Origin of the sequence: Streptomyces sp. SYP-A7185 (assembly GCF_046103685.1) — a bacterium.
Taxonomy (GTDB): domain Bacteria; phylum Actinomycetota; class Actinomycetes; order Streptomycetales; family Streptomycetaceae; genus Streptomyces.
In genome coordinates this window covers 9652901-9678807 of the sequence record NZ_CP122310.1, presented here as the reverse complement: position 1 = coordinate 9678807, position 25907 = coordinate 9652901, and the positions used below count along the sequence as shown (strand labels likewise).

The following is a 25907-nucleotide window of genomic DNA, read 5'->3' as shown; positions in this document are numbered from 1 at the left end:
CCGGACATCGACGACCAGGCCCGAGCCGTCTTCCAGCCGTGCGAAGTAGTCCGGCGTATGCGCGATCCGGCGCTTCTCCCCCCGGCCATGTCACCCGGAACGGCTGCGAGGCCAGCCCCACCACCCTCCGGTCATGATCGAGGAGCATGGCCCGGTCCCGCTCCAGCCACGACTCGAACCCCACCAGCGACTCCGTCGTGGCCGCCCAGTACCAGCCCGTGAAGTGCCGCTGCCCGCGATACGACGTGAACCGCCGCATGCCCTCTGCCGCCCCCGACGTCAGCGGGTGTGGAACGTGGCCCATGGCCCCTGCCGCTCGAGCTCGCCCCCGCCAGGCACGCACCCGTGCGGAACTCCCACACGATTTCGTTGCGTGCCATCCGGTCGTCCGCCCGCTACCTGTCGGACAGCTCATGACGATCAATCATCTGGCCTCGATCCACTGTTCAGGGCCACCGGCGGTAGAGCGCAGGTCAGTTCTGCGCGGGCGGAGTCCGCCGGCCCCGGCGCCACAGCACGAGGGGCGTGCCGATCGCGAAGGCCGCGAGCACCACGATCAAGATCCACATGCGGGGCGGAATGGGTTCCTTGGCCAGGGCGAAGACGATGCCCATGATGGCCCCGGCCGAGATGCCCAGTGAGGGACGCCAGTCATCATCCCGGATGACTGTGTACCCGTAGAAGGCCAAGAGCCACGGCATCGTTATCAGGGCGGCGAAGTACCAGCCGCCGCCGTCAGGAACACCGCAACCTCGACGTGATGGTCCACAGCCGAGGTACACCGACCCGGCGAGCGCCCAACCGAGCACTCCGGCCACGCTCAACCCCACGAGAAAACCCAGCCCCTTTTTCCCCATGCCCGGATGGTATGTGCTGGCCAGAACTTCGGGGACTGCGGAGAACAACTCGAATCATGCAACAGAGATCCCACGTCAGGACGGGCCCAGGCAGTGCACTGGCGCTTGCCGCGCCGGTCGACCAGTTCGCTTGCCGGTGTCGTGATGGGCCAGGACCTTGCTGGTGCCAGGGGCGTGGGCAGGTCAACCGGACGCTCTGCATGCGCGGTTCAGCGTGGCGGTCCGAGGATGACGCCGCCGTAGAGTTCGGATGCTTCGGCCAGGAGGGACTTGGGGATCTCGAAGCCGTCGGGGCGTGGGGTAGTGAGGTCGCGGCCGGCGTGGCGGAACATGCCCTCGATGCCGCCGGGCGTGGCGATCATGAGTAGGTCGGCGCGGTCGGAGGTGATGCGGTAGCCGTGCGGGACGTTGCGGGGCAGGTAGACGATCCCGCCTTCGCTCAGTTCGTGTTCCTCCTCCCCGCACCACACCAGGGCCGTGCCTTTGATCAGCATGAACACCTCGTCCTCTCGGGTGTGCAGGTGGAATGGCGGGGCTTCGCCCTTGGCGACGTCGAAGCGGCCCACGGTCAGTTTGCCCTCGGTGGCTTGCTGGTCGAGCAGGACGGAGAACGTTGCCCCGTCGAGCCATTCGAGCTTCTGCTGCTGTTCGGGCTGTGCCAGATAGGCCATGGTCATCGGGGACCTCCAGGGAAACTCCGGCCGTCAGGCCGGCGCGGGACCGCGGGATCGGACGCCTGCACAGCGGGGCACGGGGCCGGGGCCTCCTCGGAGCACATCTTGGGGCTCTGGCGCGCAGGCCTGAGTTTGACTGGTGCGACCGCGAGTTGTCGCGTGCGACCGCACTCCGTCAGAAGCCGGTATCCACCTTCGGTGACGGAGCGACGCAGGGGGACGCGGGGAGGGACAGGCGGTGCAGCAGGGGCGATACAGCGGGGCAGCGTGGGCCGCCCAGGTCGCATTCGCCTATTCGCTCGATACGTACTGACGGGAGAGGGCGAGGGGCGGGGGTTCGGCCAAGGTCTTCGGGCGCCGACGGGATCCCTCGGGGCGCATGTGTGTGTTCGCGTGATTCCCTCGCGTCGATAACGCCGGTCTTGGGGGCAGGTGGCGCGCGTACTGGGGGTGGGGGTCCGGTGGGGCGCGGGGGCCGCTCTGCGGCGGCCCGCGCTGCCCACCGGGTCGGATGGTGCCGACGAGGCGGCCGGCTCCCGGTGTCCCCTACTCGTCGGAGGGCTGTCGGTTGTGGTTCTTGACCGACTTCTCGATGATGCGCGCGCAGGTGGTGAAGGCCTGGATCTGGTCGGGGGTCAGGTCGCGCGCGGAAACCTGTTCCAGGGTCCGCCACATGGCGGCGATGGGTTCTTGGAGGGCACGCCCGGCGTCGGTGAGGTGCACCACCATGACTCGCCGGTCGTGGGAGGCGGGCTCCCGGGTGAGCAGCCCGGCCTCCTGCATGCGGCGCAGGGACTTGGACACGGTGGAGTGGTCGAGACCGGCACGCTCCAGCAGTTCCGCCTGAGTTTGGCCGTCGTGGTCGAAGAGCTGCATCAGCAGCAGTTCTTGGCCCGGGTGCAGGTTCATGGCGCGCAGCATGCCGGCGGCCAGGGCGCGGTGGGTGCGGGCGAGCTGGAAGATGGCGTAGCTCAACGGCCCCGCTTCCGCCGTGTTCGGCAGCTCCGATGAGGTGGGCTCTGACATGGTTGCTCCCGCATCACACAGCAGGTGGGCTGGCGGACTAGTTGACGGTGAGGACGATCTTGCCACGGTTGTGGCCGGCGTCGCTGGCCTGCTGGGCCTTGGCCGCCGCGGCGAGAGGGTAGGCGGCGCTGATCGTGGTGACCAGGGTGCCGTCGGCGGCCTGCTGGGCCAGCTCGGCGAGGCGAGCGGCCGAGCGGCGCTGGGGGCCCTCGGCGAAGACCACGCCGAGTTCAGCGGCCCGGAAGTCGGCCGTGGTGACGATCCGGTCGGTGCCGCCGCGCAGCGTGATGGAGTCCTCCAGCGCACCCTTGCCCGCGGCGTCGAAGACAGCGTCCACTCCATCGGGGGCCAGCGCACGGACGCGCTCGACCAGGTGGTCGCCGTAGACCAGTGCGGTGGCGCCGAGGGAGGTGACGTACTCCTGGTTCGCCGGGCCGGCGGTGCCGATCACGCGGGCGCCGCGGGCGACGGCCAGCTGGACGGCGATGGTGCCCAGCGCCCCGGACGCGCCGTGGATCAGCAGCGTCTCACCGGAGGTGACACCGAGCAGGTCCAGGACGCGCTCGGCGCCGTCGCTCGCCACGGGCAGGGCGGCCGCGTGCGTCCACTCCAGGTGGGCGGGCTTGGGCGCCAGGACGGCCGCGGAAGCCAGGGCGAACTGGGCGTAGGAGCCGGTGTCGGACCAGCCAAGGACCTCGTCCCCGGCCTTGAAGTGGTCCACTCCCTCGCCGACGGCGTCGACCACTCCGGCGATCTCCCCGCCGGGCACGGCGGGGAGGGTGGTGGGGAAGATGGCCTCCATGCCACCGGATCGGATCTTGCCGTCCACCGGGTTGACGCCGACAGCCCTCACGCGCACACGGACCTGGCCGGGTCCGGGCCGGGGAGTGTCGATCTCCGCCTCGTGCAGGACCTCGGTGCCGCCGAACGTGTCGAAAATGATGGCCTTCATGACTGCTCTCCTTGCAGTGGGATGCCCCACGGACCAATTTCCGTGGCCAGCCACATAAAAGTAGCACCGATTATGTGGCTGGCCAAGTAATCGGGTGAGGGGCTCGTCCAAGCGAGCCCCCTCACCGGCGCACGACCACTTCCGCCAGCAGCCGGCCCCACCCGGGGGCAACTCCCCCACAGCAGGCCAGAGGCGCGGGCAGCCGGCCGCCGCCCGGCCCCGGCGGGCGTTCGGCTTCTGCGGCGCCGAGCTGCTTACCCCAGGCGGTCAGGGCAGCCGAGCGCTGCTCGGGTGCGTGGATGTCGCGCTGTCCGGGTCCCGGGTTGCACTTGCCTACCCGGCTTGTGGGGCCGTTGCAGCTCAGCGCGCTCCAGGACGGGCCCTCCCAGGCTCAGGGAGTCGCCGGAACCAAAGAGCGTGAGGGTAGGCGGATTCGCACGGCCCCTTCCCGGTCACCGACACGGTGTCTTCCGGAAGGAGCGGCTCGGCCCGAGGACCTGGCCTGCAAGGGCGACAGCTCCCGCGGATTGTTCTGCTCGCGACGACCAACCGAGGCCGGAGCCCCGCCGGTCGGCATCGTCCGTCGGCGCACGGGGCAGGCGTGGCCCGCAGACACTTCCGGCAGCGCGACGCTACTGTCGGCGCCATGACTGAAGATGCACTGCGCTCCGTCACCATCGAACGTGCCGGCCCGGGCCGGTTCACCGCCACCAACGCCCGCGGGGACGTGCTGAGTTTCGCCACCGGCGACAGTGCGGGATTCACGCCCGTCGAACTCTTCCTCGCCGCGATCGGCGGATGCAGCGCAGCCGACGTCGAGCTGGCCACTGCCCGCCACAGCGAGCCGACCGAATTCACCGTCACGGCGAGCGGCAACAAGGTGCACGACGAACACGGAAACCGGATGTCGGACCTCACGGTGACCTTCACCGCCACGTTCCCCGACGACCCCTCGGGCGACCGCTCCCGGGCGATCCTGCCCCGGGCGGTGAAAACCTCTCACGACCGGCTGTGCACGGTCAGCCGCACCGTCGAGGCCGGCACACCCGTCAGCACCGTCCTGACCAACACGCCAGACAACAGCTGACACCACCCGAAGCCGACCTCCAGGCAGCGACCGTCGGCGGGCTCACCTCGAGGAGAAGCACTGCTTCGACGCCGAGGAGCAACTCGCCCCGAAGGGCGACGACAAGGAGTTGGCGCGCGACCGTCCTCCTTCGCCAGCGACGGCGGCACGGAGATCGTCGGGTGGGCCGAAGGCAAGCAGAGCGGCACCTTCCGTCTCGCCCTGCCATCCCTGCAAGGGCCGCCGGAGAAGGTCGAGCGCGTTGCCCACTCCCCTTCCCGCCGCTCCCCCGGTGCCCCTCACCGTCCTCCGTCAAGTCGGAGGACGCTCCCGCGCAGGGACACCCCGTCCTTGCGGACCCTCGCAACCGCGAGGAGTACGTCGACACCGCGCCGGACGACGGCCAACTCGCGCCCACATGGCCCCTCAGCCGCCCTTCGCGGACAGCTGAGGGGCCTTTCCGTTTAGCTCTGAGCAGCTCGCGTACACGTCACGGCCTCTGTGCTACCGGGCCCGAACTCGGGCGCAGGCGCCGTCGAACGCGCCCCGGTCGGCCGACACTTGTCAAAATCTATAGACCGGTCTATTTTTCCTCCGTGGTTGAAACCAAGGGAGCCAAGACCAGCGCGCGATTGGTGGAGTCGATGCTCGAACTGATCCAGCGGAACGGCTATAGCGGTACGGGACTCAACACGGTGGTGGAACACGCGGGCGCCCCCAAGGGGTCGCTGTACTTCCACTTCCCCCAGGGGAAGGAGGCGCTCGGCGAGCGGGCCGTCGAACTTGCCTCTGCGCGATTCGGCGCTCTGGTCGCCGACTCGGCGTCGGAGTCCGCGACACCGGGTGCGGTGGTGCGCCGCGTGATCGACGCACTGGCGAGGTTGCTCGACGACGGCGACTTCCAGCTGGGATGCCCGGTGTCGGTGGTCACGCTGGAGATGGGTGGGCAAAGCGAACGCCTGCGAGATGCCTGTGCAAACGCCTTCGAGTCGTGGATTGCGCCGGTGACCGAACTTCTCGTCGCCCACGGCCGTTCTCGTCCCGCCGCCCGTGCCCTGGCGACGGCGGTGGTCAGCATGGTGGAAGGGGCGGTGATCGTGTCACGTGCCCAGCGGTCCACCGAGCCCCTGCACTGTGCCGCCCAGGCGCTCGTCGTCCTGCTGGAGCAGGATGAGGAGGCTTCGGCATGAGGGCGAATGAGCGCCATGCACTGGTGCTGGGCGCGAGCGGCTTCATCGGCCGTCACGTGGTGCTCGCGCTGGGGCAAGCCGGCGTGCAGGTGAGTACGGCCAGCCGGAGCCGTGCGTCCTATCGGCGACTGGCCCAGTGGCTGGCCGCGCACGGGCAACGGACGGCCCCAGCCGATCTCCGGGTCGATTTCGCCGAGCCGTCACTGATCGAGGGCGAATGCGAGGACGTCACCGAGATCTACAACTGTGCCGGCGCCTACCGGTTCGGGATGTCGCAGGACGAGGCCCGTCGCGCCAACGTCGACAGCGTCCGCGCAGTGGTCACCTTCGCGGCGCGGCTGCCGAACCTGCGCCGCCTGGTTCAGGTCTCCGGGTATCGCGTGGGCGGACACGACCCTGCCTCGTGGAGCGAAGAGCAACGTAGGGAGACCTACCAGAAGTTAGGCGCCTATGAGGCGTCCAGGGTCGAAGCGGACGTCACCTTCCGTGCCATGGCGGCGCAGTTGGGGGTCGCCTGGTCCATCGTCAATCCGCCCAGTGTGATCGGTGACAGCGTCACCGGCGAGTCCGACCAGCACCTGGGGCTCGCCTCGAACGTCAAGGACATCTGGCAGGGCTCGCTCGCGGCACTGCCGGGGAACGCGCGGACATTCGTCCCCGTGGTCGCGGCCGACTACCTCGCCCGGTTCATGACCCTGCTTCCCGTGGACGAGTCGACCCAAGGTGCGGCGTACTGGCCGCTGGACGACGACACGCCCGCGCTGCCCGACCTGCTCACGCTCATCGCGGAGCACTACCGGGTCAAGGCACCCCGGACGCGGGTCCCGGTGCCCCTGCTCAAGCGGCTTCCCCGATGGCTCACCAGGGCCGATCCGGAGACCCTGACCTTTCTGTCGACCGACCGCTACCCCACCGATTCGGCCCGCGCTATCGCCGCCCGCAACGGGCTGGCCATGCCGGACACCGCCACGACGATCCGCCGCTGGGCCGACCACCTGGCCGCCCATCGCTTCGGCGACGCGCCCGCAGGCGAGCGGCGGTTCACCACGCCGGGCGGGATCCGGACGTTCGAACTCGGCGAGGCGGGCGCACCCACGGTGGTGCTGCCCGGTTTGCCGGTCAACGCCGACACCTGGGCACCGGTCGTCACAGCGGTCGGCCAGGCCCGCGCCGTCGACTTGCCTGGGCTGGGAATGAGCGCGGGGCGCCGCGGCGACTGGCCGTCCTGGCTGGCCTCACTGGTGACCGAGACCGGCGCCCGCCATCTGGTGGGCCACTCCATCGGCGCCGCGGCCGCCGTCGAGGCCGCAACCGCCCATCCCTGCGCGGTGGATCAGCTCACGCTCGTATCACCGTTCTTCCTGCAGGCACCCTCGGCTCGAGCCGCCCAGTGGGTACCTCTGAGCCGCTGGTACCTGGGGCGCATACGCCCGGAGGCGCTGGCCGAGCGGCTCACGGGCGACAGAGAGCACGCCGGCGCGCTCCGATCAAGTACGGCGGATCTACGCCGCGGCAGCGGGGCGGCCACCGTCGCCCTGCTCCTGGCCGCCACGGCGAAGTCCGCGTGGCGGGAAGAACTCAAGACCAAGCTGCGGCACTACCCGGGGAGCGTGCACGTCATCGTGGGCTCCGAAGATCCGCTCACCCGCGAGGGGCGGGCACTGCTGGGCACACTTCCGCACGCCACCGTGACCGTTCTCGCCGGCGCCGGCCACCATCCCCAGCTGACGCACCCGGACGACGTCGCCCACGCCATCGGACAGCTCATCACATCGCCGAATGCGCACGGCGATCCGGACACCCGGGTCGCGAACGTCTGAGGTCGCCCGTACGCCTGGGCATGTGTCCTGCAAGGTCGTGACGTCGGGACGCAGGGCGACGGCGGCGACGCGGGTGGCACGGGTGGCACGGGCATGGAGCAGTGGCACGGTCTCCTTGCCCACCTCGCGCGCGGCCCCGGTGACCAGGGCGCTCTTCCCGGCACAAGAGCACAGGAGCACAGGAGCTGAGCGCGCTCTCCGTGTGTGCGCACGGGAGGGGTCGTGGACGCCCGGCGGCGGTTGGCGGGGTGTTCAGTGTGCGGTGAGGCCGCCGTCGACGACGAGTTCCGAGCCGGTGACGAAGGAGGAGTCGTCGCCTGCCAGGAAGAGGATCGCGGGGGCGACCTCATCGGCGCGGCCGGCTCGGCGCATGGGGGTGCGCTGGATGTCCGCTTGCTGGTCGCCCTGCTCGTCCAGAAGGTCCTGGATCATCGGTGTGGCGACCACTCCGGGATGTATCGAGTTGACCCGGACGCCCTCCCGCGCGTACTCGACCGCGGCCGTCTTGCTCAGCAGGCGTACCGCGCCCTTCGACGCCTGGTAGGCCGCGGCCGCGCCGCTGCCCACCAGGCCGAGCACGGACGAGGTGTTGATCACCGACGCGTTGCCGCTCGCTCGCAGCAGCGGCAACGCCGCCCTCATGCCGAGCCAGGTGCCTTTCTGGTTCACGTCGATCACGCGGTCCCACACCTCCTCGCGCGTGTCCTCGATACCCGGCCAGTCCAGGATCCCGGCGAGGTTCACCAGCACGTCCAGCCTTCCGAAGCGATCGCGTACGAGGGCCGTCGCCGCCTCCCATTCCCGGGCGGAGGAGACATCGAGGAGGGCGGTCGCCACCTCCGCGCCTGCCGCCTCGATGCGCCGCGCCAGCTTCTGGAGGGGTTCCCGGGCCACATCGGTGATCACCAGCCGGGCGCCCTCCTGGGCGAAGAGTTCGGCGGTCGCCGCACCGATCCCCCCCGCTCGCGCCCGTGATCAGGGCCACCTTGCCCTCAAGACGTCGTCCGGTCATGACCAGGGTCCTTCCCTTGCGTTGGATACATCCGTCAGCGACTGCTGCCTGCCTCGGCCATCGGGCCGCTCCCACGAGGAGTCGGTCTCCCCCACCGGAGCAGCGGCAGCCCGACCCCCGTGGTCCCGCTACGCTCGCCGCCCCGCTACGACGGGCTCGACTCCCGGTACAAGACGAGGTGTTCGTGGTAGAGCACTCCGTCGCGGACGTCGCCTGTGGCGGTGAACCCGGTGTCGTCGACGTAGTCCAGGTGACTTCCGGTGAGCGTGTAACGGCCGGTGTACGCATGGGCCCGCTGGCCGCGAGCCTCGTCGTAACGCCCGTCCGGCAGCAGCTCCTGCCGGATGTGCCCGTCCTCGGTCACCCACATACCGACCACGTCCACGTGGCCGTCCTCGATCGCGGCCATGACGGCCCCCTCTCCTCGAACGGTACGGTTCTTCCCGCTCCACCGAGTCTGCGCAGGTCAGCGATCACCCGCCAGGACGCCTGCTGCCTGGGTGCACCACACCCAGGCAGTACGGCGGCGCGCCGCCTAGCCTGAGGCCATGGACGACAACCGCATGGGGGATTTCCTGCGCGCGTGCCGCGCCGCCCTGCGCCCGCACGACGTCGGGATGCCGAGCCACGGAACCCGCAGAGTCGCCGGGCTGCGCCGCGAGGAGGTCGCCGTCCTGGCCGGAGTGAACGCCGACTACTACAGCCGCCTGGAACAGGGCCGCGAACGCAACCCCTCGCCCCAGGTGATCGACGCTCTCGGTCATGCGCTGCATCTCGACGAGGACGCCAGGGCGCACCTGTACCGGCTGGCCGGGGCCGCCCCCGCCGACCGGCTGTCGCCCCGTCGCACCGAGCGCGTCAGCCCCGCCCTGCGACAGTTGATGGACGGCTACCCCCACACCCCGGCGTTGGTCATGAACAGGACCCTCGACCTCCTCGCGGTCAACGCGCTGGCCCAAGCCCTCTACGCGGCGTTCACCCCGGCGGACAACCTCGCCCGTATGACCTTCCTCGACCCGGCCGGCCCCGCCTTCCACACGGACTGGAACCGGGCGGCACAAGCCACCGTCGCCAACCTCCGCGAGGCGACCGGCTTCGAACCGGACAACCCGCGGCTGCGCGAACTCGTCGGCACCCTCACCGAGCACAGCGCGGACTTCGCAGGCCTGTGGCAGTCCCCCACCGTGCGCGGCAAGACGCGGGACGCCAAACACGTCCTCCACCCCGATGTCGGCCCGCTCACGCTCACCTACCAGGCGTTCGACGTACGCGAGGCACCCGGCCAGCAGCTCGTCATCTACCACGCCGAACCGGGCAGCTCCAGCGCCCACTCCCTCCACCTGCTCGGCTCCCTGCACGCCACCCGGCGCCACGACCGCTCCCCGCACCCAGCTGATCAGCCAACACACCGCGGAGACCCGCACCGATAGCGCTCCACCGGCTCCGCGCGGCTCTTGGTGATCACGGTGCGGGAGGTGTTGACGAGAACCGGCATCGTTCAGTGCGGGTCTTTGGACCTCCCCGGCGGACTGGCCTGCCCCTCTCGGTGTCGCAAGGGCATGACCAGACGGGCAAGGTGCAGGTCGAGAGAGTCTGTACCGCCAGGCAGTGGGCCTTTGGGGTCCCACCAGCGGAAGGCTGAGACCTCCTCGTTGTCCCGGAGAGGTTGAGGGCGTGCGACGTTGCCGATGAACAGCGCTCCGTACTCCAGCCGTTGGTCAGGCCGCAGCATGAACTGCGCGTAGCCGGCGAACCGTGAGGGGGCGTCAGCCTGCTGCCCGGTCTCTTCCAGCAGCTCGCGTGCTGCGGCTTGACGTGGGCTTTCACCCGGTTCGATGGTTCCTCCGGGCAGCTCCCATGTCCGTCGTCGCCTGTCGAAGACCAGCAGCACTGAGTCGTGGTGCCACAGTGCCACCAGCGCCAGGGGCAGTGGGGCGTCACCGGGCGGGGCGTCCTCTGCACCGCCGTCGAACGCGATCAGAGTGTTGCCGTTGCCGTCGACGGCAAGCGGTTCCTTCTGCGATTCGGGCATCGGAGCATGCTGCCGCAGCAGGCTGGTTGCATCAACGGGAATCGAGCTTGTTGCGTTGACGGGCCGCAGCAAGGCCGCCTGCGGGCGTCTTGCGCCGTGGTCCGGGCCGGGGTGAGGACGAGGCGGTGCCCTTACTGGTGCACTGGTGCGCTTCGTCGACGACAGGCGCGAACCGGCGGGTCTGGCCGGCCACCACCAAGCGGCCCGGTGCCGGAAACGCCTTGGCCCGCGACCCGGCCGATGCCCCTCGACGCGGATCGGCCCCGGCAGGCTCCTGGCGGACATGGGTCGAGATGTTCGTACGCGATCGTCGCGCACGAGCTGCCCCTCCCTGGGCGGCTTCGTCCGGCGGACGGCGCCCCTACCGGCGGTCGTCCGCCTCCGTGCCCCGTCGGACCTCACCCGGTAGAGGTGACCTCCACCCGGCGAGCGGACGTCGGGGATCAGTGCTTCAGAACAAACTTGAAGGAGATGATCAGCAGCCCGAGCACCAGGTTGACCGAAGCGGTGGCTGCCATGAGCCGCAACGAAGCACCGGCGCGGCGGGCCGCGGCCACGGACCACCCCACCTGGCCGGCCACGGCGACGCAAAGAGCCAGCCACAGCGCACCGCGCACATCCAGTCCCAGGAGCGGACTGACGGCCACCACTGCGGCCGGCGGGACGGCGGCTTTGACGATCGGCCACTCGTCACGGCACACATGCAGCACGATCTGCCGGTCCAGAGCCTGCTGCGCCAGGCGCGTCCCGAACAGCTGGGCGTGCACGTGCGCGACCCAGAACACCACACCGGTCAACAACAGCAGCAACACCAGCTCGGTGCGGGGGAACGAGCCGAGGGTGCCCGCGCCGATCACCACGGAGGCCGCGAGCATCGACCCGTAGACGCCGCCCGTGTAGTCCGCGTGCGCACGGCGCTCGGCTCGGTGCTCGGCTCGGTGCTCGGCCCGGCGCCCGGCTCGGTGCTCCGCGCGGCGCGCGGCCGGGCCGGTCGCGGCCCTGGGCCTGGTTCTGGACACCGGTGACTCCCTCCGCATTCAGCGCGTCGATCCCCTCACCCCGGCCGCAGCCCCGGCGTCCGCCTGCCGGCGACGGCCGTTCCGGGCGGTCGGCAGGTGCGGAGTGCTCCCAGGGTGTCCCCGAACCTGCCACCGATGATCATGAAGGCGGCCATGACGGGCGCGTACTGCGCCGCCGGAGCAGGCGGCGAGCAGGCCGGCGCACGCCTCGCCGCTCCTCCCATCGCATCCCGGACACGGGCCCCGTGCCTCACCCGCCACGGGGGAAGAGCCGGGCCGCGGGCGCCTGCGCCGCTGCGGAGGGCGGGCGCCGACCCGGGCCGTGGGATAAGCGGCGATCAAGATGATTCGTGGTATAGACGACATGTGGCACACCGGGAGAAACCGAGAGCTGAGGGCTCCCGCACGGACCCCTCCCCTGAACGCTCGCTGCTGGCCTCGGTGATCACCGATCCTGGGCACCTTCCCGAACTCCTGGCCGACTTCGCCGTCCGCCGCATCGGCCCGGCCGTGCCCGAAGCAATCGCCTCGCTTCGGCGCAGCCACCCCCATGCCACCGAGGCAGAGCTCCGGGCCCACGTGGTCGCGCGCGGCCGGCGGAGCGTCGTAGCGGAGGGATCCTTCGTGGGCGGCCCGTTCCTCGTGCTCATCCCCCTCGCGTTCTGCGCGGCGCTGCTGCGCCAGGCACGCACGGTCCTGGAGCTGGCCGCCCTCGACGGCCGCGACCCCACGGCGAGCGCCCGCGCCGGCGAACTCCTCGTCCTTCAGGGCGTGTACGAGACCACCCGCCAGGCACAGGACGCCCTCGACCGCACTCCACGCGCCGCCGGTGCGCCCGCTCGCTGGAGACGATGGTCGGCCCTGTGGACCGTCACCCTGCGCATGGCCCGTCTTCTCGGCATTCTCGCGCCGCCCGCAGAGAACCAGGAAGCGGGCCGGCGCCTACGGGGGCTCGCCGTTCAGGCTTGGCGGTGGCTGCTCCTCGGTATGGTCTTCCTGGTCGGACTGGTCGCACCCCTGGTCTGGCTCCCGTACATGGCGGTGGTCTACCGGCGTGCCGACGCCCGCCTGGCGGACCGTGTCCTCGCCTACTACTTCGGCGCCGCCGTTCCCGCCCCGCGCCGGGCCTCCCGCCTCGAACCGGAAGTGCTGGGGGCCGTATTGCGTGCCCTCCTCTCGCTCCTCGTACCGATCGTCCTGACCGCCGTGGCCTTCCTGACCGGCCTGCGTATCGCCCAGAGCCGCTGGCCGGTCCTCGGTATCACGCTGGCCACGGCGTCCGCCGGGGTCGGTGCGCTCTGGTACTGGCGCCGCCACCGGCGCCCTTGACGGCCCGTCAAAGCACCGTAGGGCGGGCGCCGGACGCTCTTACCGACGCTTGCGCACAGCCACCGGAGGTGGCGTGCGCGGCGCACCGCTTCGCCCGGTCGCCGCCGGCTTCGGCATCCTGACGTTGCCCGGCGTCCTCGCCCCCGCGATCGGGTCCGTCGGGCCGCAGGACAAGCCCCAGCTACTGGCCGCAATGGCCAGGGGTTCCGGAGGTGGCGGAGCGGCCTGAGAGGATGATGCGGACCATCACACGAACTTAGGGTGAAGCATGCTCGCACTCATACTTCCCGTCGTCGTTCTGCTCGCCATCGGCGGTTGCGTCTGTGTCTTCTGGGAGGCCCGAGGTGACGCTCCGCGCTGGGCCCGTGGTGTGGCCAAGGCGACGTTGCTCGGAAGCGAGCTGGCCCGCAGCGCAAGCCGGAGCTCCCGCTCGCCGCGTAGCAGTGGGGACGGGTAGCTGTCTCGCCCGGGGTTGTCTCGCACCGGCGGGTACACGACCGTCATGCGGCCCAGTGGTCAAGGCGATGCGAGCTCGCCCGCCGTCCTGGGGACCCAAGGCCAAGGTGCTGGACGAGAAGCGCAAGATCGAGCGGCTGAGTGCGGCGGGAGAGGCCGCCAACGCGCGGGCCATCACGTTCGAGGTGCCCGCCGGCGGAGACAGATGGACGGGATTCTGGCTGGGGCCTCAGCCCTTGGACCAGGCGCGCAGCTGCGCGGCGAGCTCTTGGACGCGGGCCCCCTTGTGCTTCGCGCGCATGACGAGCGCGAGGGCTTCCTCCTCCCTGGTCCCAGGTAGTGCCGTTGATGCCAAGGAACGTCTCGGCCATCAGCCGGGCATGAGCGGCGCGTCGACTCCAAGACGCTCTTCGAGCTGGTGAAGTTGGCGTTCGGGGTGGCGGGCGGGGCGCTGGTCGCCGTGGAGATGGCCTACCGCAGGCAACGCGTCGGCCGCGGCCATCGGGTGCGACCCCAGGATCCCGCGCCGCTGGGCCTATCTCGTCCCGAACCAGGACTCCCCCGTGCCCGCCGGAACCTGACATGGCGTCTGCAGGCACCAATCTCCGGTGCCGCCAGGCGGCGCGTGAGCGCCATGAGGTCGTCGGGCGGGGAGATCCGGCTCCCCCGGCTTTCCTCATCGAAGTGCGTGGTCGATGTCAGGGTGCTGGCACGCCACCAGGGCACGCCCACAGAACAGCCGGGGGGGGACAGCCGTCCGCGATCTCCCCACCCGGGCTCCGTGCGTTTCCAGCCCGTCTCACCGTTCGGCGCAGTCGCGGACGGTGGCGGTGCCAGACCGGACGATCCAGATGCCGCTGCCGGGTGGGCCATGGTCCGAGCGGACCTTGAGGTCTTCGCTGTCGATGACCGGCGGCCACCGCGTGGTGTGTTCGGACCAGCGGACACCACCGAGGTCGATGCCGGTCAGGTCGATATCGCTGAGGTCGGCAGTGGTGAAGTCGTCCAGGAGCGCGGACAGCCGGTCCGCATCGGCCTTGAGGGGTTCCCGGTCGAGTGCCAGGCCGATGGCCCGGCCCACCTCGGCGGTATGAATGGCGACGATGACGCCGCGCGCGTGGTCCATGTCGCGGTTGCGGCCGAAACCGAAGGCGAGGGCGAGGTCAAGGGCACGGACGAGGTCGCGGGCCCGACCGCGGGCGCGGGCGAGGTCGTGGGCACGATCGAGGTCTCGGGCACGGTCGAGGGCGCGGGCGAGGTCGCCGGCGCTCTGGTGGACGCGGGCAAGCTGAAGGGGAGGTGGGCCTGGGAGGTCGAGGGATTGGGCGATGGCGAGGGCGCACAGGATAACGCTGTCGAAGTCGTTGTATCTGTCAAGGGCGCCAGGGACTTCGAGGGCACGGATGATGGCGAGTTCGAGGGTGAGGTATCGGGCGCCTAAAAGGTCTCGGGCGATGCCGTGGCGGAGATCGAGGTCGAGGTCGAGCTGCAGTGCGATGGCGAGGTCCAGGGCGATGGCGCGGGCGAGGTGTCGGGCGAGACCAGGGGCGAGATCATGGACGTTGGCGATGTCGTGGGTGTGCGCGAGTGCTTTCCTGGCCGCCTCGACGTCGCGGTTGTTGCGAAGGGCCATGCGCTCTGCGGGGCTGAGCGCGCGCGGGTGGACCGGCGTTTCGATGAGGTGGTGCGGCGTATCGGGGGTGTCGGCTGGTGGGGTCCGGGGAGTGGGGAGGATGGCCGCAAGGCCTGCTTCGGCGTCGAGGACGGTGTCGAGATTGTCCGTGGCGGTGTCGTGGTGGGAGTGGAGGAGGATTTCACGCAGGCCCGCCTCGGTGTCCAGGAGGTCGTCGAGAGCGCGGGTCAGGGCGTGCTGGTGCTGGACGAGCCACTGCTGCACGGCCTGGTCGTGGCCGTGGGGCTCGGGGCGACGGGTCACTGGTCCTCCTTCCGCGTTTTGAGGTAGGCGGCTGCGGTGCGGCGGGCCTTTTTCAGGTTGGCGCGTACGTTGTCGACGGGCAGACCGAGGTGGTGGGCAATGTCGGTGGGGGTGAAGCCTGCCAGTGTCCAGGCCATGACCTGACGCTGCTTCATCGGCAGGCTGCGTAACAGGGACAACGCGTCATGCCGGGCCTCCCATTCCGCGATGGCGTCGGGACGAGGCACCAGGGAGGTGGGTTCGGGCATGTCGTCGACCGGCTCTTCGACGGAGGCAACGCTGCGCACGAGCGCGCGTGAGGCGGCTTTGTGGACCCAGGCCCTCGGATGGGTGAGGCGCGTCCAGTTCCGGTAGGCATCGGTCATCACCTCCTGGGCGATATCCGCGGCCGCCTGCACGCAAGCACCGTGGTTGATCAGGAAACCGGTCAAAGGGCGGATCTTCTCGCGGTAGAAGGCGGAGAACTCCGTGTCCGTCTGCTGTCGGACACGGTCGCGTTGGACGGGCGGATCAAAAGGCCCTGGCGCAACTCCAGGTCGGTCACTGTCCGCCGGGTCGAGGGTGCTCACGCTGCCGGGTCCTCCCCCGCAACTGGAGTGCGGGTGATCTTCACGTGCAGACGGTGCCCGTCACCGTCTTGATCATCGAGCTCCACCTGGCCGCCCGGAGCCACCGCCGCGGTGACCTGAACGAGGTAGCGCTGCCGCTGCTGTTCACGCCCTGCCCGCCCGCGCAGGCGAATCCAGAGTGCCAGCACCGTGCAGACCTTGGCGATAGCGGCCGCGACGATGACGGCCATGGTCGGGTCCACCAGGGGTCCCCCTTGCTCCTCAATACGGACCCGTCCTTGAGGCCGGGCACCAGCTAAGGGGGCGAGAAGCGCATGATCGTGAACTCGTGGACCGAACAATTGATACCGCAAGTCTTCGGCGCCCTCGCCGCCCTCACGCTGCGGCCATACTGCCGCTCCCGCTCGTCCTGCCCCGCCTACACGGGCCCGACCGCACATCCTTTCCCGTACTGGGCGCACCTGGTCGACACCCAGATCCAGGCCTGCGTGGACGGCAACGCTTGAGCACTGCTCGGCGCCCGGACGAGCGGGCCCGCGGTGCCGGTCATCGGTACTGTCCCCTTGCATGGGGGTAGACATCAGTGTGCTGATCGCCGACTGGTCATGGCTGGGCGAGGTTTCACCCGAGGCGAGGCTGACGCGGTTGCGGAACGCCTGGTACGCCGACGAGACCGGGCTGTGCAACCACGACGCACCGGTGATCGAAGGCGGCTGGTGCCGGCCACGAGGACCTCGCAGTGCCTCCTTCGCCGTCTACGAGTTCCGGGGCACCCTCGGTTCGTTCAAGGCCCACTTCTGGGCCGGGGAGCGGTGGGAGTCCGTACGCGATCACGCCGATCCGCTGCTGCGTGGCGAGTTGGACGCCTTGCTGCTCGGACTGATCTGGGCAGGACCGGACGGTGGGGCGGAGCACGTGGATCCGGGCTTCTTCTGCGATGACCCCGCCCTCACCTGCGGCGTGCTGCTCGCGCGCTCGCCGGACCGCGTGCGGGACCTGGCCGGGGCATGGGAGCGGGTACGGCCGTGGCTCGGCGGGCTGCGTGCGGCCTACGGCGAGCACGCAGCCGTGCCCCAGGGATGGGTCGGGGATTTCGACACGTTCGCCGGTCTGCTGGACGACTGGGGCCGTGTCTTGTCCGAAGCCGTCCGGCGGGGCTGGGGCGTCGTAGGGCTGAGTGAGTAGGGCGGCGCCGGCGGCTCTCCCCCGTTGTCCGGGTCCCTCTCCACGTCGCGCCGCCGGGCTTGATCCACGTCACGCCGGCGTCGGTGCGGGCATCGTATGTGCCGCGGCGAAGGCCCCGTCATGGTGCACCAGTGCCGGTGCGTTGCGGCGCACGGTCCCCGACTCGACCTCCCCGACGATCAGGAGATGGTCGCCGACCCGCTGGCGCAGCGTCACCCTGGCCGTCAGCCAGGCGGGGGCCTCATCGAGTACCGGGAGGCCGTCTTCGCCGTACGCGGTCCATGCCACGTCCTGGAAGCGGTCGACGCCGCTGCGCGCGAACTGATGGGGCCAGCGCGGCGTCCTGCGTGCCCAGCACGTGGACGGCGAACCGGGTGGCGTCGTCGACCGCCCGTGCGGTGGAGGCGGTGAGTCCCAGGTAGAAGGAGACCAGGGGCGGCCGCAGGGACACGGAGGTGAAGGAGGTGGCCGTGAAGCCCGCGGGGCCGGGGACAGTGATCACGGTGACCCCCGCGGCGTGGCGCCGCAGCGTGTAGGGGGCACGGGTGTGCGCGGACACGTCCTTGATGAAGCCCTCGTACCAGCGGGCCTCGGCAGCGGGGTCCGGCGCCGGATCGTCGCCCTCGTCGAAGAGGATCCCGCACACGCGACGCCATTGCACGAAAGGCCGCAGTCCGTGCCGCAGCAGCCGGAAGACGGGCTCGGAGCCCCAGGCCCACGGGCAGGCGGCGTCGGTGAACTCGGTTGCCGTGACGCGGGGTTGGACCCCGGATGCCGACGGCGTGAGGGTGCCCGCGTCCGACGACGGGATGCTGGCGTCCGGCAGCGGAACGCTGGCTTCCGGCGGCGGCGCGCTCACGCGGGGACGCCCGCGGAGACCTCGTGTTCCGCTGCGCCGCCATCGGCACCATCGCCTGCGGGGTCCGTGCGCTGGCCGTCTGCGGGCTTCGTGCCGCGCTCGGCGAGCGCACCGATGCTCGTACCCTCCAGAAGCGCCCGCGCTGCCGCCTCGGCGGCACGGTACAAGTCCGGCAGCGCGCTGGCTGCGGCCGGATAGTCGAGCCCTTCGGGGCGCTCGCCCCGGACCGTGAAGAACTCGCCGTCGACGGCGGTCATCACCTCGCCGACCGTGATCGAGTGGGTGTCGCGCGCGATCCAGTATCCGCCCTCACAGCCACGCTGGCTGCGTACGAGACCGGCCGACCGCATGTTCCTGAACACCGACTTCAAGAAGCGGAACGGAATGTCCTGTGCCGACGCGATGGCCTCACACGTCAGTGGCCGCGCGCTGTCGGCGGCCAACTCGACCAGCGCCCGCACCGCATAGTCCGCCTTGGCAGAAATCTGCATGTGCACCGTCTTCCCGAAGTATCCGTACGTGCCGACCGCCCCGCGCGGACCGCTGAACGGCCGCCCCGGTGACACCCCGGCGACAATGGACACATCTTTGACATCCATTCACCCGGCTCTCTACGGTCGCCCAAGGATCTTGGGCACGCCGTCGGCCAAGCACCCCCGACACGGCCCGCCACGGCCGTCGACGGTGACCGACACCGCCGAGCGCCCGCGCCCTTCCGTCCAGGCCTCACGGCCCGCCCCGACGAGCAGGATTCCCATGGCCCCGCACCCCGCGCCCACGCCTCCCGACGACGAGTCGGCCGCCAGCGCCCATCGCGACGCGTTCCACCCGGACCTCCCCGACCGCGAGGCCGGTGCGCTGCCCCTGAGCGCCCGCCTTCACCACATCCGCGCCGATGCGCTCGACGGCGACACCGCACAGACGGGCGGCATGCGGCGCTTCGCCGCGATCAGCGGCGGGAGCGTCGGCTCCGAGCGCATCTGGATGGGCCAGACCCACGTGGCCCCGGAGACCGCATCCTCCAACCACCACCATGGAGCGTCCGAGACCGCCATCCATGTCATCAAGGGGCACCCGGAGTTCGTCTTCCTGGACGACTCCAGCGGGACACCCCAGGAGATCCGGATCCGCACGGCTCCGGGCGACTACATCTTCGTTCCCCCCTACGTGCCGCACCGCGAGGAGAACCCCAGCCCCGACGACGAGGCCGTCGTGGTCATCGCCCGCAGCACGCAGGAGGCGATCGTGGTGAACCTGCCGGAGCTGTACGTCCTGGGCAGCGCATCCGGCACGGAAGGCTCACAGGGCACGGCAGGCTCTTAGGACACGGCAGGCTCGGAGCGCACGGCAAGATCGGAGAGCCCGGAGGCGCCGAGTACACCAACGGCCCACTGGGGTGGCGGGCATGTCTCGGCAGTCGCAAAACCCTTTCCCCCGTGCCGACTTCACCGTTCCGCCGGCCCTTTCCGGCGAGGGGTTCCGAGGCTCCGCCAGTGGCACGAGGATTCCTCCGGACCCGAGGTCACTGGCGCGCACCCGGGGCGCCGCACGCCGGGTGCCTGCCCCCACCCGGAGCGTCCGGCGCACCTCACCCGCCTCCAGCTTTCCCGTCATGGGCGAGCCAGGAGGGTTTCGACGCCCGGGACCGTTCCCTCTGGCCAGTGCACGCGACGCAGGGGGACAGCAAGGCCGCCCACCGTGGCGTACTCCCCCTGCTCTTGCCCCTCCCCCAAAAGGCCACCACCTGGCCGCCTTCGGGCAGCGGCTGCTCCATCTGGCTCGACACTCTCGTGGCCGGGGAGTCCTCCCCTTCCAGACCTCCAGCCACCTTCACCCCGTCGGCTACACGATCCGGGATGGCATGATTGATCGACTGACGGACCGGATACTCCGCGTCCGCGCTGGGGGGACTTTCATGCGTACGCGTACTGCTGCTGTTTCGGCCTTTTTGATCCTGTGCACGGCGATGGGCTCGGCGGCGTGCTCGTCACCGCCGGACGACAACCCGTCGTCGCGTCCCTCGGCCCCTGACGTCCAGCGCACGAGCCAGCGCCCAGCGGATGACGAGACCCCCCACGCCGATGCCCCGACGTGCGCGACGTCCAGCGAGAAGATCTCGGAAGACTGCGTGGTCGACATGGATATAGCCGAGATGGACGAGGCAACTCCCGCCACCAAGCCGCCTGCGACGCAGGTACCCCCGACGAAGTGACCCGACCGCTGGGAGCCGGGGACCCGGCTCGACCGGGCCAACGTCGCAGGCACCAGAGCTGAGAGCGCCGTCGGCAGTTTCGTCGGCGGCTCCCGCACGCGCGGTTCACCACGCGGCTCTGTCACGCCTGGGAGCGAGCGAAAGCTGATCTCGTCAGCGAGGCTGATGTGCCTCGGGGGCGGGGCTGGCGGGCACCTCACCGGGCGTGCTGTTGGATTACCTGCGTCCCGTCGGGTGCGGCGCGGACGAGTTCCGCGTCGCTGTGCAGTGCCTGTACCAGGGTCCGCACTGCCTGCTGGAGGTTTCCGGCGGGCGGCATCGGCGGCGCGGTGCCCTCGACTGCACGGTCGGCGAACCCGGTATCCAGATGCCCGAACCGGACGTCGAGGACGTGGATCCCGGCGGCGCGGGTTTCACGGCGGACGGCGTCGAGCCAGGCGCTCAGTGCCGCTTTGGACGCACTGTAGTCGGCCATGCCCGGCTGCGGGCGTTCCGCAACCACTCCGGTCACCGCGGCGATGGTGGCTCCGGGCTGCATGAGGCCGAGGGCGGCGCGCAGGAAGGCTGCGGGTGCCAGGGTGTTGACGGCCGCCAGGTGTTCGGCGGCGGCATCACTGATCTGCTGGGTGGCTCCGAACGCGACCGCACCGAACGCGGTGATCACTGCATCGAGTCCGTCCAGCGCGGCCGCGCAGCTGTGGACGGCGCGGGCGCAGGAGTCGGGAGCATAGGCGTCGAAAAGGGCGGTGGCGGCACTGGGGTGGGCCGCTGCCACCTGTGCCAGCCGGTCCGGGTCTCGCCCCGCGAGCGCCAGGCGGGCCCCGCGCCCGCCGAGTTCGGCGGCAAGGGCGCTGCCGATGGCTCCGCTGGCCCCGGCGATCAAAATACGTGCCCCGTTGATGTGCACTGGTCCTCCGGTGAGTGTGGCTTTTGCGCCCTTTTCTGCGGACCGGGCCGTCGCGGATGCGGCAGTGCCCTGGAGTTCACCGGTGCGGGTGCCGCAGGTTGCTCGGCGTCGCGCGAGGTACGAGATGGGGCTGTGGCCGGACGCGACTGCGGTGGGGCACGCGGGTCAGGGCCGTTTACCGTGCGGGCTCATCGTGTCTGAAGGCCCCCTCGATGTCCGGGATGGCACCGTGCACCGAGCTCAGCCCGCGTGCTCTTGGGCAGCCGGTGACGGTTGTTCAGGGCCAGGGCCCGGAGCCCACCCGCCGGATAGCCAACGGGAAACCGCACCGGAGCTGCATCAGGCCCGCAGCCGGGACGGACACCCTCGATCAGACGAGGGATCGACTGCGCACCGACGGTGCGCTGCGCAGTGCGCAACCTTCACTGCCGAGCTGCCCACGCGTCCAGGGCCGTCAAAGCGGCGATGTGCCGTGGTCACCCGCGGGGCCAACACTTTGTGCACTGGTGGTAGATGGCGACCACAGGGTGCCGTCCGTTACCCCGACCACCGCAGGTCACAGCGTTGCGCAGCCGACGACGATGAGGTCGGCCGCCGGATGCGCACTCGCCTTGTCCGGCGACCGCCAGCAGGGTGCGCACTGGCCGGTGGGGGCCATACGACGGGCGCCCGCCATCGACCGTCACCGCCAGTGCGCACCGAGGTCTCGAAAGGCGAGTGCGCACCGCCGGCCATGGGTTGCATTCAACGCTGCGCAGGGCCGCGGTGCACACGCCGCCGGCGGTCACTCCCCCATGATCGCCCGCCCCTTTGGAGATGCGCATCGCCCCGCTCGCGGTGGGGCGAGTCGCTGTGGTCGGGAGGGTGGTGCGGCCTACCACCCCGACCACTCATTCGTGACCCGTTCGCCACCATGGTCGGGCCAGCGTGGTCGGCAAACCGGTCGAGGCCGTGGGCTATCTCCAGGTAGCGCCCCGCCCTCGATCGCAGGGAAATCCCCTCGTGTTCCGCTCCCAGGCATCACCACCAGGCGCCGCGCCACCGCGGGTGACGCCGTCCAGCCGATCAGCGGTGGGTGCTCGGGCGGTAGACGCTGAGGTCGCCGTAGGCCGACAGGACATGGGCCAGGTCGCCGGGTTTGTCCCGCAGGGTGGCGTCCAGGAAGGCGAGCGTGGTTTTGGCGACGACGCGGGGGCTCTCGGTGCGGCCCAGGGAGCCGACTATCGAGGGCACAGGCGGCAGGTACAGGGGGCCGTCCATGAAGGTGAGGTGTGCGGCGCCGGGGAGGGTGAGCCGGTAGCTCGTGGCGGTGTTGAGCTTGAGGGTCTGGGTGAGGCGGGGCAGGTAGTGGGGGTCGGTTGCGGGCGTGATGGCCTGGGTGAGCGCGAGCGCCGGCCGATGGAGAGCGGGCGAGGTGGGGCCGTGGGGGTAGCCGTCCAGATCGATGATGGCGTCGAACCGGCGGTCCTGCCGGGCCGCTTGCAGGGCGGCGGCACCGCCCATGGAGTGGCCGGTGACCGCGGCCCGGCCGGTGTCCAGACGTCCGGTCAGCGGACCGGCGATCTCACCTCCGCCCAGACGGTCCAGCTGAGTGAGGACGAAGCTGAGGTCGGCGCGGCGAACAGTCGTCCAATGGGCCGCCAGCTTGTTGTCCTTGTCCCGATCGCCGGTGGAGGTGGTCTTGGTGTGCACTGTTCGGCCGTCGGAGAGGACGACGGCCGCCGAGTCGTACGGGTGGTCGAGGGCGGCGACCAGATAGCCGTGGCTGGCCAGTTCCTCGGCCCAGGCAGTGTTCTGGGTGCGTACTCCGCCCGATCCCGGAGAGAACAGTACGACCGGGAAGCGTCCGCCTCCGTCGGCCACCGGGGCGTTGAAGACCGAGCGGGTGTGGGCCCGGGGGATGCCGTCGACCAGGACGCCAGGCAGGCCGACCACGCGGGCGAGGGCGTCGGAGACGGTGCGCGCCTCGTGTTCGGTGCGTCCCAGGTACTGAGCCCGCTGTGTGCCTGCGGGGCTCTTCTGCGCGGGGTACCAGAGCTGGACCACGACCGTGCGCCGGTCGTGCCGATCGGCGGTGAAGGTCTCGGGACGGCGTGGGTCGGTCCACTGCACCACGCGGGTGCCGACCGCGAAACGGCCCGACGGCTCGGGGAACTCGGGTACGGGAAAGGCCCAGGCGGCCACCGGACCTGTGGCGATCAGGCCGACGCAGGCCACCGACCCGGGCAGGGCCAGCCACCACCGGGCCCGCCACGCCGGCCGTCCGGTGTGGCGTCGCAGCAGCGGGGAGAGGGCGAACGGCAACGCGAGGACCGTGCCTGCCAGTACGGGCAGCAGCTGCCAGCGGATGCCCGCGATACTCAGCGCGATCATGGACGGCACGAACACTGCCGCCGCCGCGATCGTGACGCGTGGGCGGAGCGCAGGGGGAAGCCAGCGAGCCATCACCAGCGCGATGGCACCCGGCAGGACAAGGACTTCCAGAAGGGACATGTGCAGTCCCATGAGGTTCTCGGTCACCGGGCCATGCTCGGCGCGGGGCACACGCTGCCACATCACCCTGGGGTCGCCATCGCCTACAGCCGAAGTCGCAATCCCCGGCACGCCCGTGTGCGAGATCTTGCCACCGTGGGGGGTGGCCGGGCTCCTCCTGTGGTCGTACCTGCGCGCATTCCCTTCCGACGGTGGTCTCATGCGTACCGCTGGATCGCGACCTACCGTGGCAGGTCTGCGGTACGTGCGGGCGGCGCGGGTCGGACATCGCTCCCGTACCCGACCCGGCTTCGGCTGTAGGCGGGGTGGCCCCGGCCCGGGGCCACGGTGGCGCTGATATCGACAGGGGCGTGGGATGACCGAGGCGGCCGTGGACACCGACAGTGCCCACTCGGTGCGCTACCGGGAGCGGGTGCCGGAGGCGAGAACAGCCGTATGGCTGACGCGGCACGCCGACCTGGCCTTGGCACGCACAGCGCGACCGATCAGAGCCGCGCGGCGCTGGATCTCCCGGCTGCCGCCCGTGGTGCGAGCGTCGCTGTTGCCGGCGCTGCTCCTGGTCAACGTCCTGACCACGCGCGCACCGCAGGAGCTGGCGGTGGCCGTTGCTCTCACCGCCGCCCTCGCGCTGCCGCTGATATGGCGGCGCCGGGCCCCGCTCACGGTGTTCGGCGCCGTGGCCGCCGCGGCCTTCGTCCAGTGGCTGACGGGCATCCAGCTGCCGGCGGACATCGCCTTGCTGATAGCTCTCTACACGGTGGCCGCGAACTCGGGCCGGCGCGGCATGCTCGTCGCCGGTGCCATCGTGGAGGCCGGGGCCCTGCTGGCCTGTCTGCGCTGGGCGGCGGAAGGCGCGTTCCTGACTCTCTTCGTCGCGCTGACCGCGATGATCGTCGCCGCCGCCGTCCTGGGAGTGAATGCGCGGACCACCCGCGCCTACCTCGCGGCCTCGGAAGAACGGGCCGCACGACTGGAACGACAACAGGACCAGCAGGCGCGGCTGGCCGTCGCCGAGGAGAGGACACGCATCACCCGGGAGATGCACGACATCGTCACCCACAACCTGTCCGTGATGGTCGCGCTCACCGACGCCGCCGTCTACGCGCAGCACCGGTCGCCCGACAAGGCCACCACCGCGATGCTCCAGATCTCCGAGACGGGCCGGCAGGCCCTGACCGACATGCGGCGCACCCTGGACATCCTGCGGGCCGACGAACCGGACGCGGAGCGCCATCCGTTGCCCGGGATCGCACAACTGGCAGCCCTCGCCGACCAGATGTGCGCCGCCGGCCTGCCGACCCGCGTCGAGGTCCAGGGCAGCCACACCCACATACCCGCCACCGCGCAACTGACCGTCTACCGTCTGGTACAGGAAGCCTTGACCAACACCCTCAAGCACACACACCCCGGCACCCACGCGAAGGTCCGGATACGGTGCTCGCCCAAGAGCATCACCCTGGACGTCACCGACAGGGGCCCCCGCCCGCCCCTTCCCGACGTCAGCCCATCCGGTCACGGCATCCCCGGCATGCGCGAGCGCGCGGCCGCCTACGGGGGGACATTGCAGGCCGGGCCGCTCCCGGGCGGCGGCTGGGCAGTCCGCACCCGCCTCGACCTCGGCAGCAGCGGAGCGGCGTCGGCATGACGATCCGCATCCTGATCGCCGACGACGAAGCGCTGCTCCGTATGGCCTTCAGCACGGTCCTGGAGACCCAGCCCGACCTGGCGCCGGTCGGCGAAGCCGCAGACGGCATGCAGGCCATACGCCTCGCCCGGAGCCTGCGCCCCGATGTCGTCCTCATGGACGTCCGGATGCCCGGGACCGACGGGATCGAGGCGACCCGCGAGGTCATCCGGATCTCCCCGCAGAGCAAAGTACTGATCCTCACCACCTTCGACCTCGACGAATACGCCTTCGCCGCGCTCAAGGCCGGAGCCTCGGGTTTCCTGCTGAAAAACACCAGGCCCGAGGAACTGCTCACCGCGATACGCAGCGTGGCGGCGGGCGACGCGGTGGTCTCCCCGCGGATCACCCGCCGCCTGCTGGAGAATGTCCGCCCACACATCCCCGACGGCAGCAGCGCCGACCACGACGAGCGGCTGAGCCGGCTCAGCGCCCGCGAGCGCGAGGTACTCCTCAAGGTCGGCTGCGGCCTGTCCAACACCGAGATCGCGGCCGCCCTGTACCTGGCGGAGGCGACCGTGAAGTCCCATCTGGGACGCGTACTGCAAAAACTCGAACTCCGCGACCGGATACAGGCCGTGATCTTCGCCTACGAAAGCCGCCTCATCCACCCGGCGTGAGGTCGGCAG

At 70.6% G+C, this 25907-nt stretch carries 25 protein-coding genes and 1 pseudogene; 10 read left to right on the top strand and 16 right to left on the bottom strand.

Going from position 1 to position 25907, the window contains the following annotated elements; all coding sequences use genetic code 11:
• Nucleotides 1-473: 473 nt before the first annotated feature.
• The 4 genes from QBL25_RS42960 to QBL25_RS42945 form a co-directional block, all read right to left on the bottom strand.
• Nucleotides 474-857, bottom strand: a complete 384-nt coding sequence (locus QBL25_RS42960; RefSeq protein WP_409062423.1) for a hypothetical protein — start codon at nt 855-857, stop codon at nt 474-476.
• Between the two features lie 209 nt (nt 858-1066).
• Nucleotides 1067-1534, bottom strand: a complete 468-nt coding sequence (locus tag QBL25_RS42955) for a cupin domain-containing protein (protein ID WP_409062422.1) — start codon at nt 1532-1534, stop codon at nt 1067-1069.
• A gap of 543 nt (nt 1535-2077) precedes the next feature.
• The gene (locus tag QBL25_RS42950; protein ID WP_409062421.1) at nt 2078-2557 is read right to left on the bottom strand and encodes a MarR family winged helix-turn-helix transcriptional regulator; all 480 of its coding nucleotides are present in this window, start codon (nt 2555-2557) and stop codon (nt 2078-2080) included.
• 37 nt (nt 2558-2594) lie between these two features.
• Nucleotides 2595-3509, bottom strand: a complete 915-nt coding sequence (locus QBL25_RS42945; RefSeq protein ID WP_409062420.1) for an NADP-dependent oxidoreductase — start codon at nt 3507-3509, stop codon at nt 2595-2597.
• A 646-nt stretch (nt 3510-4155) separates the two neighbouring features.
• Between QBL25_RS42945 and QBL25_RS42940 the strand changes: the two genes are divergently transcribed.
• The 3 genes from QBL25_RS42940 (at nt 4156) to QBL25_RS42930 (ending at nt 7585) form a co-directional block, all read left to right on the top strand.
• Nucleotides 4156-4596: an OsmC family protein gene (locus QBL25_RS42940; protein ID WP_409062419.1), complete on the top strand. Its 441-nt coding sequence runs from the start codon at nt 4156-4158 to the stop codon at nt 4594-4596.
• Between the two features lie 575 nt (nt 4597-5171).
• Nucleotides 5172-5765, top strand: coding sequence for a TetR/AcrR family transcriptional regulator (locus QBL25_RS42935; RefSeq protein WP_409062418.1), 594 nt, complete (start codon nt 5172-5174; stop codon nt 5763-5765).
• A 23-nt stretch (nt 5766-5788) separates the two neighbouring features.
• On the top strand, nt 5789-7585 hold the full coding sequence (locus tag QBL25_RS42930; protein ID WP_409062417.1) for an alpha/beta fold hydrolase: 1797 nt from the start codon (nt 5789-5791) through the stop codon (nt 7583-7585).
• A 252-nt stretch (nt 7586-7837) separates the two neighbouring features.
• On the opposite strand, the pseudogene QBL25_RS42925 reads toward QBL25_RS42930, so the two are convergent.
• Together QBL25_RS42925 and QBL25_RS42920 are read right to left on the bottom strand one after the other, a co-directional pair.
• A pseudogene (locus QBL25_RS42925) lies at nt 7838-8597 on the bottom strand (SDR family NAD(P)-dependent oxidoreductase).
• Between the two features lie 145 nt (nt 8598-8742).
• Nucleotides 8743-9006: an Atu4866 domain-containing protein gene (locus QBL25_RS42920; RefSeq protein ID WP_409062416.1), complete on the bottom strand. Its 264-nt coding sequence runs from the start codon at nt 9004-9006 to the stop codon at nt 8743-8745.
• Between the two features lie 139 nt (nt 9007-9145).
• On the opposite strand from QBL25_RS42920, the gene QBL25_RS42915 reads away from it, so the two are divergent.
• On the top strand, nt 9146-10027 hold the full coding sequence (locus QBL25_RS42915; RefSeq protein ID WP_409062415.1) for a helix-turn-helix transcriptional regulator: 882 nt from the start codon (nt 9146-9148) through the stop codon (nt 10025-10027).
• Between the two features lie 68 nt (nt 10028-10095).
• On the opposite strand, the gene QBL25_RS42910 is transcribed toward QBL25_RS42915, so the two are convergent.
• Together QBL25_RS42910 and QBL25_RS42905 are read right to left on the bottom strand one after the other, a co-directional pair.
• On the bottom strand, nt 10096-10629 hold the full coding sequence (locus tag QBL25_RS42910; protein ID WP_409062414.1) for an NUDIX hydrolase: 534 nt from the start codon (nt 10627-10629) through the stop codon (nt 10096-10098).
• Nucleotides 10630-11072: 443 nt separating this feature from the next.
• Nucleotides 11073-11648, bottom strand: a complete 576-nt coding sequence (locus QBL25_RS42905; RefSeq protein WP_409062413.1) for a hypothetical protein — start codon at nt 11646-11648, stop codon at nt 11073-11075.
• Between the two features lie 366 nt (nt 11649-12014).
• Between QBL25_RS42905 and QBL25_RS42900 the strand changes: the two genes are divergently transcribed.
• Entirely contained in the window at nt 12015-12977 is a 963-nt protein-coding gene (locus QBL25_RS42900) for a hypothetical protein (protein WP_409062412.1), read from the top strand.
• Nucleotides 12978-14232: 1255 nt separating this feature from the next.
• Here the strand turns inward: QBL25_RS42900 and QBL25_RS42895 are convergent.
• From QBL25_RS42895 to QBL25_RS42885, 3 genes are read right to left on the bottom strand one after another with little or no spacing between them, the layout of a single operon-like run.
• On the bottom strand, nt 14233-15369 hold the full coding sequence (locus QBL25_RS42895) for a hypothetical protein (protein WP_409062411.1): 1137 nt from the start codon (nt 15367-15369) through the stop codon (nt 14233-14235).
• Nucleotides 15366-15938 (bottom strand): RNA polymerase sigma factor, encoded by a 573-nt coding sequence (locus QBL25_RS42890; RefSeq protein WP_409062410.1) that lies wholly within the window; start codon nt 15936-15938, stop codon nt 15366-15368. Before QBL25_RS42890 ends, QBL25_RS42895 begins: the two co-directional genes overlap by 4 nt.
• Complete coding sequence (locus tag QBL25_RS42885) at nt 15935-16168, bottom strand: hypothetical protein (RefSeq protein WP_409062409.1); 234 nt, start codon at nt 16166-16168, stop codon at nt 15935-15937. Before QBL25_RS42885 ends, QBL25_RS42890 begins: the two co-directional genes overlap by 4 nt.
• Before the next feature lie 84 nt (nt 16169-16252).
• Between QBL25_RS42885 and QBL25_RS42880 the strand changes: the two genes are divergently transcribed.
• Nucleotides 16253-16444, top strand: a complete 192-nt coding sequence (locus QBL25_RS42880) for a hypothetical protein (protein WP_409062408.1) — start codon at nt 16253-16255, stop codon at nt 16442-16444.
• A 61-nt stretch (nt 16445-16505) separates the two neighbouring features.
• The gene (locus tag QBL25_RS42875) at nt 16506-17123 is read left to right on the top strand and encodes a hypothetical protein (RefSeq protein WP_409062407.1); all 618 of its coding nucleotides are present in this window, start codon (nt 16506-16508) and stop codon (nt 17121-17123) included.
• A 69-nt stretch (nt 17124-17192) separates the two neighbouring features.
• Here the strand turns inward: QBL25_RS42875 and QBL25_RS42870 are convergent, their stop codons facing one another.
• Genes QBL25_RS42870 through QBL25_RS42860 form a run of 3 tightly spaced genes read right to left on the bottom strand, consistent with a single transcriptional unit; the run spans nt 17193 to nt 18473 of the window.
• Nucleotides 17193-17411, bottom strand: coding sequence for a flavin reductase family protein (locus tag QBL25_RS42870; RefSeq protein ID WP_409062406.1), 219 nt, complete (start codon nt 17409-17411; stop codon nt 17193-17195).
• The gene (locus QBL25_RS42865; RefSeq protein ID WP_409062405.1) at nt 17365-17982 is read right to left on the bottom strand and encodes a flavin reductase family protein; all 618 of its coding nucleotides are present in this window, start codon (nt 17980-17982) and stop codon (nt 17365-17367) included. The genes QBL25_RS42870 and QBL25_RS42865 overlap by 47 nt, the downstream gene beginning before the upstream one ends.
• Nucleotides 17979-18473 (bottom strand): RrF2 family transcriptional regulator, encoded by a 495-nt coding sequence (locus QBL25_RS42860; protein ID WP_409062967.1) that lies wholly within the window; start codon nt 18471-18473, stop codon nt 17979-17981. The genes QBL25_RS42865 and QBL25_RS42860 overlap by 4 nt, the downstream gene beginning before the upstream one ends.
• 265 nt (nt 18474-18738) lie before the next feature.
• Between QBL25_RS42860 and QBL25_RS42855 the strand changes: the two genes are divergently transcribed.
• On the top strand, nt 18739-19305 hold the full coding sequence (locus tag QBL25_RS42855; RefSeq protein WP_409062404.1) for a cupin domain-containing protein: 567 nt from the start codon (nt 18739-18741) through the stop codon (nt 19303-19305).
• Between the two features lie 1085 nt (nt 19306-20390).
• Here the strand turns inward: QBL25_RS42855 and QBL25_RS42850 are convergent.
• Both QBL25_RS42850 and QBL25_RS42845 read right to left on the bottom strand, forming a co-directional pair.
• Nucleotides 20391-21101, bottom strand: a complete 711-nt coding sequence (locus QBL25_RS42850; protein ID WP_409062403.1) for an SDR family NAD(P)-dependent oxidoreductase — start codon at nt 21099-21101, stop codon at nt 20391-20393.
• Nucleotides 21102-22166: 1065 nt separating this feature from the next.
• Nucleotides 22167-23657, bottom strand: coding sequence for a hypothetical protein (locus QBL25_RS42845; protein ID WP_409062402.1), 1491 nt, complete (start codon nt 23655-23657; stop codon nt 22167-22169).
• Nucleotides 23658-23949: 292 nt separating this feature from the next.
• Between QBL25_RS42845 and QBL25_RS42840 the strand changes: the two genes are divergently transcribed.
• Nucleotides 23950-25239, top strand: coding sequence for a sensor histidine kinase (locus QBL25_RS42840; protein WP_409062401.1), 1290 nt, complete (start codon nt 23950-23952; stop codon nt 25237-25239).
• The gene (locus QBL25_RS42835) at nt 25236-25898 is read left to right on the top strand and encodes a response regulator (protein WP_409062400.1); all 663 of its coding nucleotides are present in this window, start codon (nt 25236-25238) and stop codon (nt 25896-25898) included. The genes QBL25_RS42840 and QBL25_RS42835 overlap by 4 nt, the downstream gene beginning before the upstream one ends.
• Nucleotides 25899-25907: the final 9 nt, after the last annotated feature.